This window comes from Amycolatopsis orientalis DSM 43388 (genome assembly GCF_000411975.1).
In the GTDB taxonomy this organism is placed as follows: domain Bacteria; phylum Actinomycetota; class Actinomycetes; order Mycobacteriales; family Pseudonocardiaceae; genus Amycolatopsis; species Amycolatopsis orientalis_D.
Genome location: NZ_ASXG01000080.1, coordinates 1 through 18,450, shown reverse-complemented (window position 1 = coordinate 18,450; position 18,450 = coordinate 1). Strand labels below are relative to the sequence as shown.

17 protein-coding genes are annotated in these 18,450 nt (G+C 69.4%); 6 read left to right on the top strand and 11 right to left on the bottom strand.

Translation table 11 applies throughout. The features are described from left to right. Position 1: 1 nt before the first annotated feature. Entirely contained in the window at positions 2-1,213 is a 1,212-nt protein-coding gene (locus L942_RS16525; RefSeq protein ID WP_037361163.1) for an acetyl-CoA C-acetyltransferase, read from the bottom strand. A 159-nt stretch (positions 1,214-1,372) separates the two neighbouring features. Here L942_RS16525 and L942_RS16520 point away from each other — a divergent pair, with 159 nt between their 5' ends. From L942_RS16520 to L942_RS16505, 4 genes are all read left to right on the top strand, one after another. Next, a complete protein-coding gene (locus L942_RS16520) occupies positions 1,373-2,554 on the top strand; it encodes a TetR/AcrR family transcriptional regulator (RefSeq protein ID WP_037361161.1) in 1,182 nt (393 codons plus the stop codon). A 54-nt stretch (positions 2,555-2,608) separates the two neighbouring features. Then, complete coding sequence (locus L942_RS16515; protein WP_037361159.1) at positions 2,609-3,787, top strand: low temperature requirement protein A; 1,179 nt, start codon at positions 2,609-2,611, stop codon at positions 3,785-3,787. A 101-nt stretch (positions 3,788-3,888) separates the two neighbouring features. Continuing rightward, positions 3,889-5,184 carry an acyl-CoA dehydrogenase family protein gene (locus L942_RS16510; protein WP_037361156.1) on the top strand — a complete coding sequence of 432 codons (1,296 nt, stop codon included), beginning with the start codon at positions 3,889-3,891 and terminating at the stop codon, positions 5,182-5,184. Between the two features lie 68 nt (positions 5,185-5,252). After that, complete coding sequence (locus tag L942_RS16505) at positions 5,253-6,467, top strand: acyl-CoA dehydrogenase family protein (RefSeq protein WP_037361154.1); 1,215 nt, start codon at positions 5,253-5,255, stop codon at positions 6,465-6,467. 119 nt (positions 6,468-6,586) lie between these two features. Here L942_RS16505 and L942_RS16500 read toward each other — a convergent pair whose 3' ends face one another. Beyond that, positions 6,587-7,003, bottom strand: coding sequence for a winged helix-turn-helix transcriptional regulator (locus L942_RS16500; protein ID WP_051166034.1), 417 nt, complete (start codon positions 7,001-7,003; stop codon positions 6,587-6,589). Positions 7,004-7,078: 75 nt separating this feature from the next. On the opposite strand from L942_RS16500, the gene L942_RS16495 reads away from it, so the two are divergent. Beyond that, complete coding sequence (locus L942_RS16495; RefSeq protein ID WP_037361151.1) at positions 7,079-8,008, top strand: NADP-dependent oxidoreductase; 930 nt, start codon at positions 7,079-7,081, stop codon at positions 8,006-8,008. Here the strand turns inward: L942_RS16495 and L942_RS16490 are convergent. From L942_RS16490 to L942_RS16450, 9 genes are all read right to left on the bottom strand, one after another. After that, complete coding sequence (locus L942_RS16490; protein WP_037361148.1) at positions 8,005-8,952, bottom strand: NADPH:quinone reductase; 948 nt, start codon at positions 8,950-8,952, stop codon at positions 8,005-8,007. The two genes, L942_RS16495 and L942_RS16490, sit on opposite strands and share 4 nt — an antisense overlap. Positions 8,953-9,017: 65 nt before the next feature. Continuing rightward, positions 9,018-10,073 carry an alpha/beta fold hydrolase gene (locus L942_RS16485; RefSeq protein WP_037361146.1) on the bottom strand — a complete coding sequence of 352 codons (1,056 nt, stop codon included), beginning with the start codon at positions 10,071-10,073 and terminating at the stop codon, positions 9,018-9,020. Between the two features lie 101 nt (positions 10,074-10,174). Further along, positions 10,175-11,041: an SDR family oxidoreductase gene (locus tag L942_RS16480; RefSeq protein WP_037361143.1), complete on the bottom strand. Its 867-nt coding sequence runs from the start codon at positions 11,039-11,041 to the stop codon at positions 10,175-10,177. 60 nt (positions 11,042-11,101) lie between these two features. Continuing rightward, the gene (locus tag L942_RS45880) at positions 11,102-11,227 is read right to left on the bottom strand and encodes a hypothetical protein (protein ID WP_268745725.1); all 126 of its coding nucleotides are present in this window, start codon (positions 11,225-11,227) and stop codon (positions 11,102-11,104) included. A gap of 115 nt (positions 11,228-11,342) precedes the next feature. After that, complete coding sequence (locus L942_RS16470) at positions 11,343-12,500, bottom strand: acyl-CoA dehydrogenase family protein (RefSeq protein ID WP_037361141.1); 1,158 nt, start codon at positions 12,498-12,500, stop codon at positions 11,343-11,345. Then, positions 12,497-14,482, bottom strand: a complete 1,986-nt coding sequence (locus L942_RS16465; RefSeq protein WP_037361271.1) for an acetyl/propionyl/methylcrotonyl-CoA carboxylase subunit alpha — start codon at positions 14,480-14,482, stop codon at positions 12,497-12,499. Before L942_RS16465 ends, L942_RS16470 begins: the two co-directional genes overlap by 4 nt. Before the next feature lie 5 nt (positions 14,483-14,487). After that, complete coding sequence (locus tag L942_RS16460) at positions 14,488-16,101, bottom strand: carboxyl transferase domain-containing protein (RefSeq protein WP_037361139.1); 1,614 nt, start codon at positions 16,099-16,101, stop codon at positions 14,488-14,490. Between the two features lie 120 nt (positions 16,102-16,221). Beyond that, the gene (locus L942_RS16455) at positions 16,222-16,719 is read right to left on the bottom strand and encodes a hypothetical protein (RefSeq protein WP_106964916.1); all 498 of its coding nucleotides are present in this window, start codon (positions 16,717-16,719) and stop codon (positions 16,222-16,224) included. 52 nt (positions 16,720-16,771) lie between these two features. Further along, entirely contained in the window at positions 16,772-17,362 is a 591-nt protein-coding gene (locus L942_RS16450) for an SACE_7040 family transcriptional regulator (RefSeq protein ID WP_037361267.1), read from the bottom strand. A gap of 195 nt (positions 17,363-17,557) precedes the next feature. Between L942_RS16450 and L942_RS16445 the strand changes: the two genes are divergently transcribed. Continuing rightward, positions 17,558-18,328, top strand: a complete 771-nt coding sequence (locus L942_RS16445; protein WP_037361137.1) for an SGNH/GDSL hydrolase family protein — start codon at positions 17,558-17,560, stop codon at positions 18,326-18,328. The last annotated feature ends 122 nt before the right edge of the window (positions 18,329-18,450 follow it).

Genomic DNA, 18,450 nt, shown 5'->3' with positions numbered 1-18,450 from the left:
CTCACACCCGCTCGATGATGGTCGCGACACCCATGCCGCCGCCGATGCACAGGGTCACCAGCGCGCGGCGCGCCTGGCGGCGTTCCAGCTCGTCGACCACGGTGCCGACCAGCATCGCGCCGGTGGCGCCGAGCGGGTGGCCCATGGCGATCGCGCCGCCGTTGACGTTGACCTTCTCGTCCGGAAGGCGCAGGTCCTTCTGCCACTTGAGCACGACGGACGCGAACGCCTCGTTGAGCTCCCACAGGTCGATGTCCTCCGGGGTCAGGCCCGCGGTCTGCAGCACCTTCTCGGTGGCCGGCGTCGGGCCGGTCAGCATGATCGTGGGCTCGGACCCGATCGAGGCGGTGGCGACGATGCGCGCCCGCGGCGTGAGGCCGAAGGTCTTGCCCGCCTGCTCGGAGCCGATCAGGACGATGGCCGACCCGTCGACGATGCCGGACGAGTTGCCGCCGGTGTGCACGTGGTCGATCTTCTCGACCTGGTGGTACTTCTGGAGCGCGACGGCGTCGAACCCGCCCATCTCGCCGATCGTGGTGAAGGCCGGCTTGAGCTTCGCCAGGCCCTCCAGGGTGGTCCCCGGACGGCGGTGCTCGTCGTGGTCGAGGATCGTGACGCCGTTCATGTCCTTCACCGGCACCACGGACTTCGCGAAGTAGCCGCCGGACCAGGCCGCCTCGGCCTTCTCCTGCGAGCGGACCGCGAACGCGTCGACGTCCTCGCGGGAGAAGCCCTCGATCGTCGCGATCAGGTCCGCGCCGATGCCCTGCGGGGCGATGTAGTGGTCGTAGGCGGTGGCCGGGTCCATGAACAGCGCGCCGCCGTCGGAACCCATCGGCACGCGCGACATCGACTCCACGCCGCCCGCGATGATCAGCTGGTCCCAGCCGGAGCGGACCTTCTGCGCCGCGACGTTCGTGGCCTCGAGACCGGACGCGCAGAACCGGTTGAGCTGCACGCCCGCGACGGTCTGCGGCAGGCCCGCGACGAGCGCGGCGGTGCGCGCGATGTCCGCGCCCTGCTCGCCCACCGGGGACACGACGCCGAGCACGATGTCGTCGATCGCCTGCGGATCGAGGTTCGGGTGGCGGACCTTCAGCTCCTGGATGAGGCCGACCACCAGGTCGACCGGCTTGGTGCCGTGCAGGGCACCGCCCTTGTTCTTGCCCCGGGGCGTGCGCAACGCCTCGTAGATGTAGGCCTCGCTACTCACTGAACACTCCTCCGCGAAGCGGCATGGTTGGACACTGCGGTGTATCTCGCGGCCGACTATACCGGCCGGTAGGTGCTAATGGCCATTAACATAAGCCCGGAGAACCCCATGGTGTCAATGGGTTGCTCTAGTTCCGATACGCGCTATGGTCAGTTCACCATGAGTACGTCTTCCGCTCGCGGCTCGCGGCCTCGCGACCGCAAGGCCCAGCTTGCCGCCGTCGCGGCCGAGCTGTTCCGCGCGCGGGGGTTCCACGGCGTCGGGATCAACGACATCGCGGCTTCGGCGGGCGTCACCGGCCCCGCGCTGTACCGGCATTTCGCCGACAAGCAGGCGATCCTGGCCTACGTCGTGCTCGCCGGGATCGACGACATGGAGTCGGCCACCGCGGCCGCCCTCGCCGATTCCGCACCGCCTCCGGAGCAGCTGAACGCCCTGCTCACCGGCCTCGCGACACAGGCGGTCGAGCGCCGGGAGATCGCCGCGCTGTGGCGGTGGGAAGGCCCGCATCTGCCGCGCGAGCAGCGCCGGGAGATCCGCCGCCGGTCCGGCGCGGTGCTCGACGCGTGGACGAAAGCCCTGCTCACCCTGCGTCCCGAGCTGTCCGCGGACGACGCCGAGCTGTTGTGCTGGGCCGCGCTGTCCGTGTTCGGCAGCGTCGCGGTGCACCACACGACGGTGGCGCGGAAACGCTTCGTGTCGCTGCTGGTCGAGCTGGCGCTGACCGTGCTCGACATCACGCTTCCCGTTCCGGAAGAGCCCGCGCCGCCGGTCACGAGCAGCCTCGGCACGCCGTCCCGCCGCGAGCAGGTGCTGACCGCCGCGACCGGCCTGTTCGCCGAACGCGGTTTCCACACCGTCAGCATGGAGGACATCGGCGCGGCGGCGGGCATCGCCGGACCCAGCGTGTACCGGCACTTCCCCAGCAAGGCCGCGCTGATGGTCGCGATCGGACACCGGGCGGCCGACCGGCTCGCGCTGGCCGCCGAACAGGCACTGCGGGCTCCGGACGAACGATCCGCGCTCCGCCGGCTCGCCGCGTCGTACGTGCACATCCTGCTGCGCACGCCCGAGCTGCTGGTGTCCTTCACCGCGGATCGGGTGACCATGCCAGAACGCGACAAAGCCGATCTGCGCCGCGTCCAGCGCGACTACGTCGACCAGTGGGTTTCCTTGCTGTGCGCGGTGTTTCCGGACCTGCCGCCGCGCGAGGCGAAGATCCGGGTGCATGCCGCGCTGACGATCGCGAACGACCTCAGCCGGACCGGGCGGATCAAGAACAGGCCGCATCTGGAGACCGAGCTGACGGCGGTGCTGCACGCGGTCCTCGGGCTCAGCTGAACGCTCTCCGCGAAACTGGCCCCGCCGATCCCCTCGGCCGGGTAAACATCTGCCGTGCCCACGAGACGGTTGCATCTGGTTCGCGCGGACGAAGGCCACCGCGTCACGACCCTTGAGCTGTTCTTCGACCTGGTCTTCGTCTACGCCATCACGCAGACCACCGAGCTGATGGCCGGGCGGCTGGGCCTGCTCGGCGTCGGCGAGGGACTGCTGGTGCTGATGGTGCTGTGGTGGTGCTGGTGCAGTTACGCGTGGCTCGGCACCATGATCCACGTCGACCACGGCATCGCGCGGCTGGCGATGTTCGGCGCGATGGCGGTGATGTTCCTCGTCGCGCTCGCGGTGCCGCAGGCGCTCACCAACGAACCGGGCGGGCTCGACGGTCCGCTGCTGTTCGTCGCCTGTTACGCGGTCGTGCGGGTGCTGCACATCGTCGCCTATCTCGGGGCCGCGCGGCATGATGCCGAATTGCGCCTGGTGCTGCTGAAAATGCTGCGCGGACTGCTGCCGAGCCTGGCCTTGCTGGCCGTCGCCGCCGTCGTGGGCGGACCGTGGCAGCCCGCGCTCTGGGTGGTCGCGCTGGCGGTGGACTACCTCAACGTCTACCTGTCCGGCCCCGCGGGCTGGCGGCTGCACTCGCCCGCGCACTTCGCCGAACGCTTCGGACTGATCGTGATCATCGCGCTGGGCGAATCGATCGTGGCGATCGGCATCGGGATCGGGCACGTGCCGATCACCCGGCTGGTCGCCGGGTCGGCGATCTGCGGGATCGCGCTCTCGGCCGGGATGTGGTGGACGTACTTCGACCTGGTCGCGCACGTCGCCGAGAGCAGGCTGGCCCGAGCCGAAGGCATCGCGCGGACCAAGATCGCCACCGATTCCTACACCTATCTGCACCTGCCGCTGATCGCCGGCATCGTGCTGGTCGCGCTGGGATTGAAGAGGACGTTCCCGACCCTGCACGGCAACCCCGCGGCGCCGCTGCACGGCGTCGCGCTGTGGGCCCTGACCGGCGGGCTCGCGCTGTATCTGGTGGCGCTCAGCTCGCTGCGCCGGCGCAACCTCGGCAGCTGGAACCGGCAGCGGCTCGTGCTCGCGGCGGTGCTGCTCGCGTTCACGCCGCTCCTCGCGCACGTGCCCGCGGCCTTGCTGCTGCTGATCGTCACGGCCTCGGTCCTGCTGCTCATCGCCTTCGAACGCACTTCGCTGGCCCGGCGGCCGGTCGTCGAGTGAGCCGGGCCGCACTGGCGGATTCCGGATCGCCACGCTAACCTACTCGTGAGTAGGTAACGCGAGGGAGATGCTGCATGGCTGCGCCAAGGAAACGAGACGCGATGGGCCTGGGCCTGGCCGCGCTCACCCGGTTGGCCGGGAGCAAGGCGATCGACCGGGTCGGGCTGCGCGGGCCGGTGCAGAACCTGGTCAAAGCCGGGACCCGCAACGGTTTCCGCGCGGCGGGGGCGGCGACCCGGTCGTTCACCTCGGTCCAGCGGCTGGGCAAACCGGCCCGGCTGGCGAAACCGGACGACCGCGGGCTGTTCGACCTGACGCCGGACGAGGACCAGAAGCTCATCGTCGAGACGGTCAGCGAGTTCGCCGCCGAACAGCTGCGTCCGGCCGCCGCCGACGCCGACGAGAAGCTCGCCGCGCCGGAAGGCTTGCTGAGCCGCGCGGCGGAGCTGGGCGTCAGCCTGGTCGGGATTCCGGAAGAGCTGGGCGGTGCGGGCACCGAGCGTTCGGTCGTGACGAACGCGCTGGTCGCCGAGGCGCTCGCGCACGGAGACCTCGGACTGGCGGTGGCCGTGCTGGCCCCGTCGGCGGTCAGTACCGCGCTGGTCGCGTGGGGCGACGAGCAGCAGCAGGCCGACTACGTGCCCGCGTTCACCGGCGAGCAGGTGCCCGCCGCGGCGCTCGCGCTGCTGGAGCGGACGCCGTTGTTCGACCCGTTCAAGCCCGCCACCAAGGCGAAGCGCACTCCGAAGGGCTACCAGCTCGATGGGGTGAAGTCGCTCGTCCCGCGCGCGGCGGAGGCCGAGCTGTTCCTCGTCTCGGCCGATCTGGAAGGCCGCGGCCCGGCGCTGTTCCTGGTGGAATCGTCCAACGCGGGCGTGACGATCGAGTCCGAGCCCGCGATGGGCCTGCGCGGCGCGGCCACCGGAAAGCTGCACCTGGAGAAGGTTTCGCTGCCCGCGGGCGCGCTGCTCGGCGGCGGCAAGGCGGACGTTTTCACCGAGGTGGTCCGGCTTTCCCGGCTGGGCTGGGCGGCGCTCGCCGCGGGCGTCGGCAAGGCCGTGCTGGATTACGTGGTGCCGTACGTGAACGAGCGCACCGCGTTCGGCGAGCCGATCAGCCACCGGCAGGCGGTCGCGTTCTCGGTGGCGGACATCGCGATCGAACTGGAGGGCCTGCGCCTGGTCACGCTGCGCGCGGCGGCCCGGGCCGAACAGGGCAAGGAATACGCGCGGGAAGCGGCGCTCGCCCGCAAGCTCGCGACGGAAAAGGGCATGCAGATCGGCAACGCCGGCGTGCAGTTGCTGGGCGGGCACGGGTTCGTGAAGGAGCACCCGGTGGAGCGCTGGTACCGCGACCTGCGGGCGATCGGCGTGATGGAAGGCGCCGTCCTCCTCTGACTCGTGAGTGTTTACGCCGGTTCTAACCGGCATCGCCACTCACGACCACCCTCCGAAAGGCACCCCCCATGATCAACCTGGAAGCTCCGAAGAAGGCCGGCGCGCTGATCAACCAGGCGTACCAGGCCGCGGCCGAGGTGTTCCGGCCGATCTCGCGCAAGTACGACCGCGCAGAGCACACCTATCCGTCCGAATTGGACATGTTCGCCGCGCTGCTGGACGGCCTGAACTCCTCCGGCGAGGGCGGCGCGGGCGCGGCTGGCGTGCGCCGGTCCGAAAAGGACGACGACGGTCCCAAGGGCAATCGCAATGGCGCCAACCTGAACGTGGTGCTCGGCACGATCGAAATGTGCTGGGGCGACGTGGGCCTGCTGCTGTCCATGCCGCGGCAGGGCCTGGGCAACGCCGCGATCAGTTCGGTGGCGACCGACGAGCAACTCGAGCGGTTCAAGGGCCTGTGGGCCGCGATGGCGATCACCGAACCCGGCTGCGGTTCGGACTCGGCGGCCATCACCACGACGGCCACCAAGGACGGCGACGACTACATCCTGAACGGCGAGAAGATCTTCGTGACGTCCGGCCAGCGCGCCGACGCCGTCGTGGTCTGGGCGACGCTCGACCGCACGAAGGGGCGCGCCGCGATCAAATCGTTCGTGGTGGAGAAGGGCACGCCCGGCTTCGAGGTCGTGCGCGTGGAACACAAACTGGGCATCCGCGCGTCCGACACCGCCGTGCTGCGCTTCGAGAACTGCCGCGTCCCCGCCGAAAACCTCCTCGGCACGCCGGACATCGACACGGCCAAGGGTTTCGCCGGGGTCATGCAGACCTTCGACAACACCCGCCCGCTGGTGGCCGCGATGGCGATCGGCGTCGCCCGCGCCGCGCTGGACGAAACCCGCCGCATCCTGACCGAAGCCGGAGTGGTCATCGACTACGACCGCCCAGCATTGACGCAACACGCGGCGGCCGCGACGTTCCTGCAACTGGAAGCGGACTACGAGGCGGCGTACCTGCTGACGCTGGAGTCGGCGTGGATGGCGGACAACCGCCAGCCGAACTCGCTGCAGGCCTCGATGGCGAAGGCGAAGGCGGGCCGCACGGTGGTCGACGTGACGTTGAAGTGCGTCGAACTTGCCGGGGCGTACGGGTACACCGAGGAATCGCTGCTCGAGAAGTGGTCCCGGGATGCGAAGATCCTGGACATCTTCGAGGGGACGCAGCAGATTCAGCAGCTGATCGTGGCTCGCCGGATTCTCGGGAAGACGAGCGCTGAGCTGAAGTGATCGAGACCGCTCGGCCCGCTTCGCCGAGGCGGGCCGAGCGGTCCTGTTAGTCCGGTCGCTGCTTCCCGACGGATCAGCGCGAATCCCCGCGCCTCGACCTCAGTGACCTTCCGGTGCAATTACTCCTGAGCTCCAGCGTGATCGACCGCCTGCCGTTGCAGTTTGTCGTCGCCGTTCTGCGCGGCGGAATCCAGCGCGTCCAGAACCGCGTCCCCGTTCGCCCGTGCCCACTCCGTCAGGGTGTGGATCGGCTCGATCAGCGTCGCTCCCAGCGGGGTCAGCTCGTACTCGACGCGCGGCGGCGCCTCGGCATAGGCCTGGCGGCGGACGAGTCCATGCGCCTCCAGCCGCCGCAGCGTCTGGGTGAGCACTTTCCGAGAGATGCCACCGATCAGCGCGACCAGGTCGCCGTGCCGGACCGGGCCCTTGCTGAGGCCGGCGAGCACGACCACTGTCCACTTGTCGGCGATCACCTCGACTGCCAAGCGTGCCGGGCAATCGGAGAGAAAGACCCCGCCGGGACCGTAGTCGCTCATGGAATCCAAGGTACCCGCTGGTACCTATCGGAATCCTAGCCTGGTTTTCGTACCCCTCCAGAAACCAGGAGAGTCATGCGAGTCATCACCCAGGAGAAGCTCGGCGGCCCCGAAGTGCTCACGATCGTGGAAGCGCCGGAGCCCCGGGCAGTGCCGACCGAAGTCCTCGTGCGCGTCAAGGCGATCGGGCTCAATCCGTTGGAAGCGCGGCTGCGCGAGGGCGAGTTTCCGTTGCTCGGCCAGCCGCCGTTCGTGCTCGGCTGGGACGTCAGCGGCGTGGTCGAGGAGGCGTTGACCTGGCGGTTCCGGCCGGGCGACGAAGTGTTCGGCATGCCGCTGTTTCCCCGCGCGGCCAACGCGTATGCCGAGGTGGTGGCCGCTCCGGCGCTGCACCTGATCCGCAAACCGAAGCAGCTTTCGCACGTCGAGGCAGCGGCGTTGCCAGTGGTCGGGTTGACGGCGTGGCAGGGGCTGGTGGACCTCGGCGGCGTCACCGCGGGCAGTCGCGTGCTGATCCACGGCGGTGGCGGCGGGGTCGGGCACGTCGCGATCCAGCTCGCGAAAGCCCTTGGCGCGCAGGTGATCACGACCGCGGGCGAGAGCAAACGGAAGTTCGTCGAGGGGCTCGGTGCCGACGAGGTCATCGACTACCGGAAGGTCGACTTCGCCGAAGCGGTCCGCGACATCGACGTTGTGCTCGACACTCTCGGCGGCGACGTCGCCGAACGGTCGCTCGGAGTTCTCCGTCCCGGCGGGCAGCTGGTGACGGCCGTCGCAGACGAAGACACCGAGCTGATCGCCAAGTTCGAGGCGGCCGGGATGCGGTTCAGCGGCATCGCGGTCGACCCCGATCCGGTTGGCCTGCGCGGGCTGGTCGCCCTCGTGGAGCAGCGCAAGCTTCGGGTCCACGTGCAAGAGACGTTCCCGTTCGAGCGCATCGTCGACGCACATCGGCTGCTCGACGGCGGGCATCTTCAGGGCAAGCTCGTCCTCACGGTGGCTTAAACCGTCAGCACGATCCGTCCTCGCGCTTCGCCGGATTCCTGCAACCGGTGCGCCTCGGCGGCTTCGGAGAGAGGCAGGCGAACCCCGATCCGAGGGCGAAGGATTCCGGTGGTCAACGCCCGGTTGATGACGCGGGCAGCGGAACCCAGCGCGGTGACCCCGGCGTTGCTGATGGCGAACCCGCGGATGCTGGCGTCGCGCGTGTACAACTCGCCGATCGGCAGCGTCGGGGCCGACTGCATTCCGGCCATCGCCACGATGCGGCCGCCGCGGGACAGCAGCGGCACCGCCGACACCAGATCGTGTTTTCCGGAGTTGTCCCACCACAGATCCACCGGCGGGAGCTTGCGGTAAAGGTCGGGATCGGAATAGTCGAAAACCTCGTCGGCACCGCATTCCCGGCACCATTCCGCGTCCTCGGCGCGGGCGGTCGCGAGCACGCGCAGGCCGGCGGTCGAAGCAAGTTGGACGACCGCGCTGCCGACTCCGCCGCCCGCGCCGAACACCGCGATCGTCTCGCCGTATCCGGCGCCAGCGTGTTCGAAGAGGCCCAGATACGCGGTGGCCGCGGTGTGCAGGACCGCCACCGCGTCGTCGGAAACCCCATCCGGCAACGGATAAAGCCGCTCCTCGGGCACCGCACAGTATTCGGCAAAGGAGCCTTGCCGGCCGTCGTGGCCGAGGCTGTTGCACCACACGCGGTCGCCGGGCGCGAAACGGTCTGCTGGCGAGGAGACAACAGTGCCCACCAGATCGCGGCCGATGACGAACGGATACGAAAGCGCCGTGGGATAAGCGCCCGATCGGATGAAGGTGTCGACGTGGTTCACCGTCACCGCGGACACTTTCACCAGCACTTCGCGCGGGCCCGGCTCGGGGTCCGGGAGCTGACCGACCTTGATCTCGGAACTGTCGCCGAGCGACGTCACGTATGCAGCGATCACCGGCCCACGGTACCGCCGGTTTTTCCCGGTGTCGCACGGGCAAGAGCTGCCCGGTCCGCCGCTCCTCAGCCGGCCCGGTCGTCCAGGAACTCGTCCAGGTACCGCCAGGTCGTGCCCCGGGCGCGGCGTCCGGTCAGCACGCCGAGGTGCCCGCCGGGCGCGGTGCGGAAGCGGACCTCCGGGGCGTTCTCCAGCAGCTGCACCACGCGCTCCACCGACGCTCGCGGCGCGATGGTGTCGTTTTCGCCCGCCACCACCAGCATCGGCTTCTTCACGTCGGACAGGCTGATCTTGCGCCCGTTCAGGTCGACGGTTCCCTCGGCGAGGTCGTTGGTCCGGAACAAGCGGTGATACAGCTGGCCGAACGTCCGCCCGGGATAGGCGTACATGTTGTCCATGAAGTGGTCCACCGCCTCGATCTGCGCGAGGTAGTCGCGGTCGTCGAGGTTCTTCAGGATCGCCAGCGGTTTGGTGATCTCCTTGGAGATCCCTGTGGCGCGGAACACCCGGGTGACCAAATAGGACGGTGCGCCGCCGAACACGCGGTACACCGGGGTCAGCAGATGCCCGCCGGTGAGGTCCACGAGCGGGCGGAACGGCGCGACGATCGGGATCGCGGTGAAGTCGACCGGCGAGCCGACCGCGGTGATCGATTCGATCGGGAGGTCCGGCTGGTCCGCGCTGACCAGCATGGAGAAGATCCCGCCGAGCGACCACGACACCAGGTGCACGCCCTGTCCGCCGGCGTCCTCGCTGACCTTCCGGATCGCCCTCGGCAGCACCTCGTCGATCCAGTGCTCGATGCCGAGGCGGCGGTCGGAGAACGCGACCATGCCGTAGTCCACGAGGTAGGTCGGCCGCCCGCCCTCGACCAGGTGCTCGATGAGGCTGCAGCCGCGGCGCAGGTCGAAGCACAGCGCGGGCGCGGCCAGCGGCGGCACCAGCAGCACCGGCGGGCCCGAGGTCTCGGACGCGCCGTGCGTCATCCGGTACACCGACCGGTTGGGCCCCTGGTCGATCAAGACCCTCGGCATCGGCCGCAGATCGGCGACCCCACCCTGGAACACCTTGCCCACGACATTGGCCGCCGCGGCAGCCAACCGGGCTGGTGGGGAAACCATCTCGCGCCTCCTGGAACTCGTCGTTGCCGGGCATCTTGCCGCCGCGCGGGCGCGGCATCAACACGCCACTCCCGCAAGCACCCGGCAAGCGCACGTCCGCCTCAGACGCTCCCACCAGGCGGGACGGCCGACGGCGCGCTCCGGGCCGCCCGGCCCTCGTACTCGGCCCGCTCCGGCGAATGCGCCGCCGACGCCAGCAGCTGGTCGCCGCCGAGCGCGCGCACCAGCCATTCGCCGAACGCGCGCGGGAACAGCCGGGTGATCCGGCCGGTCAGGTCGAGCGATTTCGGGACGAACACGTCGAACTTCGGCCGCTCGACCGCGTCCACGATCGCCGCCGCGACGTCGTCCGGCCCCACCGACTTGATGAACCTCGCCTCGCCCAGCCCGGACGCGAGTTCCGTGCGCACCACCGCGGGCATCACGCACGACACCTCGACGCCGGTGCCGCGCAGTTCCAGCCGCACCGCCTCGGACAGCCCGACCACGGCGTGTTTCGTGGCGCAGTACGTAGCCGCTCCGGGGAATCCGGACTTTCCGGCCATCGACGCCACGTTCACGATGTGCCCGCGCCCGCGCGGCTTCATCCGTTTGACCGCCTCGCGCGTGCCGTGCACGACGGCGTGCACGTTGATCTCCAGCATCCGCCGGGTGGCCGCGTCGTCCTCCTCGTCCAGCGGCGAAAGCGGCATGATGCCGGCGTTGTTGATCAGCACGTCGAGCGGCCCGATGGTGCGTTCGACGTCGTCCAGGAACGCGGTGAAGCCGGCCGTGTCGGTGACGTCGAGCGGCGACGCGACCACGTCCGGCCCCAGCTCGCCCGCGGTTTTCTCGGCCCGGACCCGGTCGAGATCGCCCAGCACGAGCCGGGCGCCGCGCCGGTGCAGCGCGGCGGCGGTGGCCGCCCCGATGCCCTGCGCGCCGCCGGTGACGACAACGACCTTTCCGGAGAGCGACTGCCTGGCCATGGCGGACTCCTCGGTCTATTGACACTTAGCCAATATCGTCCTCCGGATCCGGACCGGCCGCTATCCCCCAACCCGCTGTTCGGGGACCTGGCCGAGCCAGCCGTCGACGGTGAACTGCTCGGTCGCCTTGAAGCCCTGGCTTTCGTAGCAGCGCGGCAGGTCTACGTCGACCCCCCGTCGTTTCACCTCGTTCGTCGAGTGCTCAAGCAGCCGCGAGCCGACGGCGTCGGCAGCGACCCCAGGCCGGACGGTGAAGCAGCGCCGCCGGGACTCCGCCCGGACGCCCCGGCGGCGCTGGGTCTCAGGCGCCGACCCCGAGGTGGCGCGCGATGAGCATCCGCTGAACCTCGCTGGTGCCCTCGCCGATTTCCAGGATCTTCGCGTCGCGGTAGAAGCGGCTGACCGGGAACTCGTTCATGAAGCCGTATCCGCCGAAGATCTGCGTGGCGTCGCGGGCGTTGTCCATCGCCGCGTTCGACGCCACCAGTTTCGCGATCGACGCTTCCTTCTTGAACGGCTCGCCGCGCAGCATCTTCGACGCCGCCTGGTAGTACGCCAGCCGGGCGGTGTGCGCGCGCACCTCCATGTCCGCGATCTTGAACTGGATCGCCTGGTACTCGCCGATCCGGTGGCCGAACGCGACGCGGTCCTTCGCGTACTTCAGGCATTCGTCCACGCAACCCTGCGCGAGACCCACGCTCAGCGCGGCGATCGCCACCCGGCCTTCGTCCAAAATGGACAGGAACTGGGCATAGCCGCGGCCCCGCTTGCCGACCAGGTTCTCCGCAGGCACCCGGACGTCGGAAAAGGACAGCTCATGCGTGTCCGAGCAGTTCCAGCCGACCTTCGAGTACTTGGGGGCCACCGCGAAGCCCGGCGTGCCGGACGGGACGATGATCGCCGAGATCTCCTTGCGGCCGTTCTCCATCACGTCGGTGACCGCGGTGACGGTGACCAGCTTCGTGATGTCGGTGCCGGAGTTGGTGATGAACGCCTTGCTGCCGTTGATCACCCACTCGTCGCCGTCGAGCCGGGCGCGCGTGCGGGTGGCGCCGGCGTCGGAGCCGCCGCCGGGCTCGGTGAGGCCGAATCCGCCGAGCGCCTCGGCCGTGGTCAGCATGGGCAGCCAGGTTTCCTTCTGCTCCTGGGTGCCGAAGCGGTAGATGGGCATCGCGCCGAGCGAAACCCCCGCCTCCAGCGTGATCGCGACCGAGGAATCGACCCGGGCCAGCTCCTCCAGCGCGAGGCAGAGCGCGAAGTAGTCCCCGCCCATGCCGCCGAATTCCTCCGGGAACGGCAGGCCGAACAGGCCCATCTCGCCCATCTTGGCGACCAGCTCGTACGGGAATTCTTCCCTCTCGTACAGCGGCCCGATCACCGGAGCGACCTCCGCCTGCGCGAAGTCCTCGACCGTCTTGCGAAGCGATTCGTATTCCTCGTCCAGCCGGAAGTCGATCACTGCTTCTCCTCTGCTGCGCTCACCACGGCCAGCGTCTCGTCGAGCGCGACCTGCTGGCCCACCCGCACCGAAAGCTCAGTCACCACACCGTCGATCGGCGCGGTCACGGTGTGCTCCATCTTCATCGCCTCGACGACCAGCAGCGGCGTCCCCGCGCTCACCACGTCGCCTTCGGCGGCCTTCACCACCAGCACCGTTCCCGGCATCGGGCTCTTCACCGGACCAGCGCCCGCCGCCTCGCCGCGCGCGGACAGCGTCACTTCCTGGTCGGCGAACGCGAACGACTTGCCTTCGCGGGCCAGCCACACTGTCCGTTGTGGACCGTCCGCGCAGCGATACCGCTCCACGCCGTTCGCGCGGCGCACCTCGAGCAGATCGCCCTCCCGGCGAGCGGACACCCGCACCGGTTCGGCGTCGTCCACCCGCACCGAAGCGTCCGACGGAGTGCCCTCGACCCGCACCACGGCCTGGTTTTCCCCAGTCCGCAGCCGGAAAGTGATCCCGCCGGGGCCGCTGAGCCGCCATCCGTTCGGGATGTCCCACGGGTCCACGATCGCGCCGGTCGGCTGCAGCGAGAGCAGCCGGTCCATGGCCGCGGCGACGAAGAACTCCGGCGGAACGTCCGAGGAGACCAATTCGGACAGTCGCCGGTCCACCAGTTCGGTGTCCAGCCGTCCGGCGCGGACGTCCTCGTCGGCGAGCAGGCCGCGCAGGAACGCGATGTTCGTGCCGAGCCCGAGCAACGCGGTGTCGGCCAGCGCGCGGTCCAGCTTCTGCAGCGCCGACGCGCGGTCCGGGCCGTGCGCGATGATCTTCGCCAACATCGGGTCGTAGTTGGAGCCGACCACCGCGCCGACCGACATCCACGAGTCCACCCGCACGCCGTCGCCGGAGGGCTCGTGCACGGCCAGCACCGTGCCGCCGGTCGGGATGAACCCGCGCGCCGGGTCCTCGGCGTACACCCGGGCCTCGATCGCGTGCCCGTCGAGGCGCACGTCGTCCTGCGTCAGCCCGAGCGGCTCCCCTGCCGCCACCCGCACCTGCCAGGACACCAGGTCGAGGCCGGTCACCATTTCCGTGACCGGGTGCTCGACCTGCAGCCGGGTGTTCATCTCCATGAAGAAGAACTCGTCCGGGTTGTGCGCGGACATGATGAACTCGACGGTGCCCGCGCCGACGTACCCGACCGACCGCGCCGCTTCCGCGGCCGCCGCGCCCATTTTCGCCCGGGTGGCCTCGTCCAGCAGCACCGACGGCGCTTCCTCGATGATCTTCTGGTGCCGCCGCTGCAGGCTGCACTCGCGCTCGCCGAGGTGCAGCACAGTGCCGTGAGTGTCGGCCAGCACCTGGATCTCGATGTGCCGCGGCGTGGTGACGAACCGCTCCATCAGCAGCGTGTCGTCGCCGAACGAACTCTTCGCCTCCCGGCGCGCGGACTCGACCGCGGCGGCCAGTTCGGACTCTTCGTGCACGAGGCGCATGCCCTTGCCGCCACCGCCGGCGGACGGCTTCAGCAGCAGCGGATAGCCGACCTTTGCGGCCGCTTCGGCGAAACCGCCTTCCGGAATGTCCACATCGGACGCGCCGGGTACCACCGGCACGCCGGCCGCGGACACCGTGGCCTTCGCCCGGATCTTGTCGCCCATCTTGTCGATCGCTTCCGGCGGCGGGCCGATGAACACCAGCCCGGCCTCCGCGCACGCCTTGGCGAACGCGGTGTTCTCGGCGAGGAAGCCGTACCCGGGGTGCACCGCCTGCGCGCCGGTTTCCGTTGCCGCGGCGACAATCGCTGGGATCGACAGATAGCTCTTCGCCGCTTCGGCCGGGCCGAGGCGCACCGCGGTGTCGGCCTCGCGGACATGCCGGGCATCGGCGTCCGCGTCGCTGTACACCGCGACCGAACGGATCCCGAGCGCCCGCAGCGACCGGATTACGCGAACCGCGATCTCGCCGCGGTTGGCGACCAGAACAGTCTCGAACACCCTCATCACATCCGGAAGACGCCGTAGTTGACTTCGGGCAAGGGGGCGTTGGCCGCGGCCGACAGCGCGAGGCCGAGCACCGTGCGGGTGTCCGCCGGGTCGATCACGCCGTCGTCCCACAGCCGCGCCGTGGAGTAGTACGGGCTGCCCTGTTGCTCGTACTGCTCGCGGATCGGGTCCTTGAAGGCCTCTTCGTCCTCAGTGGACCATTCGCCGCCGCGGCCCTCGATCGCGTCTCGGCGGACCGTCGACAGCACCGACGCCGCCTGCTCGCCGCCCATCACGGAAATCCGCGCGTTCGGCCACATCCACAGGAACCGCGGCGAATACGCCCGGCCGCACATGGAGTAGTTGCCCGCGCCGAAGGAACCGCCGATGATCACGGTGAACTTCGGCACCCGCGCGCAGGCCACCGCGGTGACCATTTTCGCGCCGTGCTTGGCGATGCCGCCCGCCTCGTACGCGCGGCCGACCATGAAGCCGGTGATGTTCTGCAGGAACACCAACGGGATCGAACGCCGGTCGCACAGCTCGATGAAGTGCGCGCCCTTCATCGCGGACTCGGCGAACAGCACGCCGTTGTTCGCGATGATGCCGACCGGGTGGCCGTGGATGTGCGCGAAGCCGGTGACGAGCGTCGAGCCGTATTCCTTCTTGAACTCCGCGAACCGGCTGCCGTCGACGATGCGGGCGATGACCTCGCGCACGTCGTACGGGGTGCGCGAATCCGTCGGCACCACGCCGTACAACTCGCGTTCGTCCACTGCCGGCGGCTCGATCGCCTGGACGTCCCACGGCCGCGGCGGGCGCGGGCCGAGCGTGGAGACGATGTCGCGGACGATGCGCAACGCGTGCGCGTCGTCGTCCGCGAGGTGGTCGGTGACGCCGGACTGGCGGGCGTGCACGTCGCCGCCGCCCAGTTCCTCCGCCGTGACGACCTCGCCGGTCGCGGCCTTCACGAGCGGCGGGCCGCCCAGGAAAATCGTGCCCTGATTGCGCACGATGACCGCTTCGTCGCTCATCGCCGGGACGTACGCGCCGCCCGCGGTGCACGAGCCGAGCACCGCGGCGATCTGCGGGATCCCGCGCGCGGACATGGTGGCCTGGTTGTAGAAGATCCGGCCGAAGTGCTCGCGGTCCGGGAAGACCTCGTCCTGGCGCGGCAGGAACGCGCCGCCCGAGTCGACCAGGTAAATGCACGGCAGGTTGTTGTGCAGGGCGACTTCCTGCGCCCGCAGATGCTTCTTCACCGTCATCGGGTAGTACGTGCCGCCCTTGACCGTGGCGTCGTTGGCCACGATCACGCATTCGCGGCCGGACACCCGCCCGATCCCGGTGATGATGCCCGCCGACGGGGCCTCGTCGTCGTACAGCCCGTTAGCGGCGAGCGGCGAAAGCTCGAGGAACGGGGATCCGGGGTCGAGCAGCGTGTCCACCCGGTCCCGGGGCAGCAGCTTGCCGCGTTCCACATGGCGGGCGCGCGACTTCTCCGGCCCGCCGAGCCGGGCGGCGGCGAGCCGCTTGTGCAGATCCTCGACCAGTTCTCCGTGCGAGGTGACGCTGCGGGCGAAGGTGTCGCTGCTGGGATCCGCGGAACTGCGCAATACCGGCGTGTCCATGGCTCTCCGTCGAGACGTTAGCGGTCGTTAACTCCGTCGGAGATGTTAGTGCTCGTTAACCGTCGTGTCCAGCCCAGCACGAAGCACCCCGGCCACGCGACCGGGGGAAAGGGGAAACGCTCAGCCCGCGACGGCGTCGGAGATCCAGCCGGCCACCGGCAGATCCCGTTCGAGACACTCGACCGACAGCCGGATGGTCCAGCGCAGCGCCTGCAGCAAAAGGCTGTCCACCTCGTTCGGGGCGGCGCTGGCCAACGCGATCTCGACCTGCTCGCGCGCGGCGGCGGTATTGCCGTGCACCTCGGCGAGCAGCGTGCGGACGGCGGTGCGGACCGGCGGGTCGGCCTGGTCGATCGAAACCTCTTCGCCCGCTTCGTCGAAAACCTGCACCTTGACCGGAGCGGTGCCGCCGTCGCCGAGCGTGGAGACCATCGCGCTGCACTCGCCGAAGAGCAGCAGCATCAGCTCTTTGGTTTCCTCGTCGCGTTCGCCTGGCTCGTCGGACGAGGGCGTGACCTCTTCCAGCGCCTCCGTGTCCTCGCCAAGGCTGATGGCGACGAGCGCGCGCTGTGCCTTCTCGACGAGACGCTGCTCGCCTTCGCTCCGGTCCGCGGTCACGTGCCTATCAAACACCAGACCGGCGGCCGGCGGGATACCCCGGATCGCGGCCTCAGCCCGCCGCGGACAGCGCACCCAGCGCGAGACGGCACAGCAGATCGGCGAGCGCGCCGTCACCGAGATGGCGGTTGTAGGGCGTCGAGTTGATCAAGCCGAACACGGCGTGTGCCGCCGACCGCGCCTGGCGTTCGCCGAGGCCGGGCACAGCTTCGCGAATCGCCCGCACCCACACCTCGACGTACTGCCGCTGGAGCGCGCGCACCTGTTTCCGGTCACTGTCGGTGAGGTTCGCGAGATTGCGCTCCTGCACGGTGATGAGCGCCGGATGCTCGAGCGCGAAGTCGACGTGGAACCGCACGAGCGCGGCCAGCAGCTCGTCCGGGGAGCCGCCCGCCTCGGCGCGCGCGGTGCCGCCTTCGAGCAGGTAGTGGCTGATCGAGTTCAGCATTTCCCCGAGGATCGCGTCCTTGCTGCGGAAATGCCGGTACAGCGCGGGACCGGAGATGCCGACGGCCGCGCCGATGTCGTCGATGCCGACGCCGTGGAAACCGTGGTGGGCGAACAGCTCGGCGGCGGCGGAGAGGATCTGTTCCCGTCTGTTCGGCTTCGCGCCGTTCACCAGTGGGAGGGAATTCGCCGACATCCGCACATAGTAGGTCCCGCGGTTAGCGAGCGCTAACTTCCGGTCCTACTTCCTGCTTGAGCCAAGTGGACGCACCCGGATTTCAGGGGTGTCTCGTGGGGATTGCACCTGGTAAAGCTTTACCGCGTCAAGCTGTCACGACAGGAGTGACCTATGGCTGCAAACACCCGTCAACCATCACGACGCATCTTTCGGATGTGCGCGGCCCTGGGGGTCGCTCTCGCTGCCTCGCTCGGCTTCGCCACCGGTGCGAGCGCTGCGTCGCAAAACTACGTCGCGCTCGGCGACTCCTACTCCTCCGGGGTGGGCGCCGGGAGCTACGGAGATTCCGGCAGCTGCAAACGCAGCGCCAACGCATACGGCCAGCTGTGGGCCAACGCCCACTCCGGCACCAACTTCACCTTCCTCGCCTGCTCGGGCGCGAAGACCAGCGACGTGCTGACCCAGATCAGCTCGATGCCGTCCGACGCCACCTTGATCACGCTCACCGTCGGCGGCAACGACGCCGGGTTCACCGACGTGATCAAGACCTGCACGCTGGGAAGCGACCAGACCTGCGTGGACCGGGTCAACACCGCCAAGACCTACGTCCAGAACACCCTGCCCGGGCTGCTGGACAAGGTGTACTCGGCGGCCAGGAGCAAGGCCCCGGGGGCGCAGCTGGTGGTGCTGTCCTATCCGCGCTTCTACACCGTGCCCGGTTCGTGCAGCGTCGGGCTGAGCGACACGAAGCGGTCGGCGATCAACTCCGGCGCGGACACGCTCGCTTCGGTGATTTCGTCCCGGGTTTCCGCCGCCGGCGGGAAGTTCGTGGACGTCCGCCAGGCGTTCGTCGGGCACAACATCTGCTCGGCGGCCAGCGACTATCTGCACAGCTTGACCTGGCCGGTGGACGAGTCGTACCACCCGACTGCCGCCGGGCAGCGGGGCGGCTACTACGCGCCGCTGACCTCGGCGATCGGCTGACGCTTCGCAGGGCCGGATCGAAGTCCGTGAAGGGCTCCTTGAGGGAATCTGATTCCCTCAAGGAGCGGCGGATTCACGTGGTGGTTGCAACACCTGGTGTTTGTTGGTGTGAGAGTAGTCGT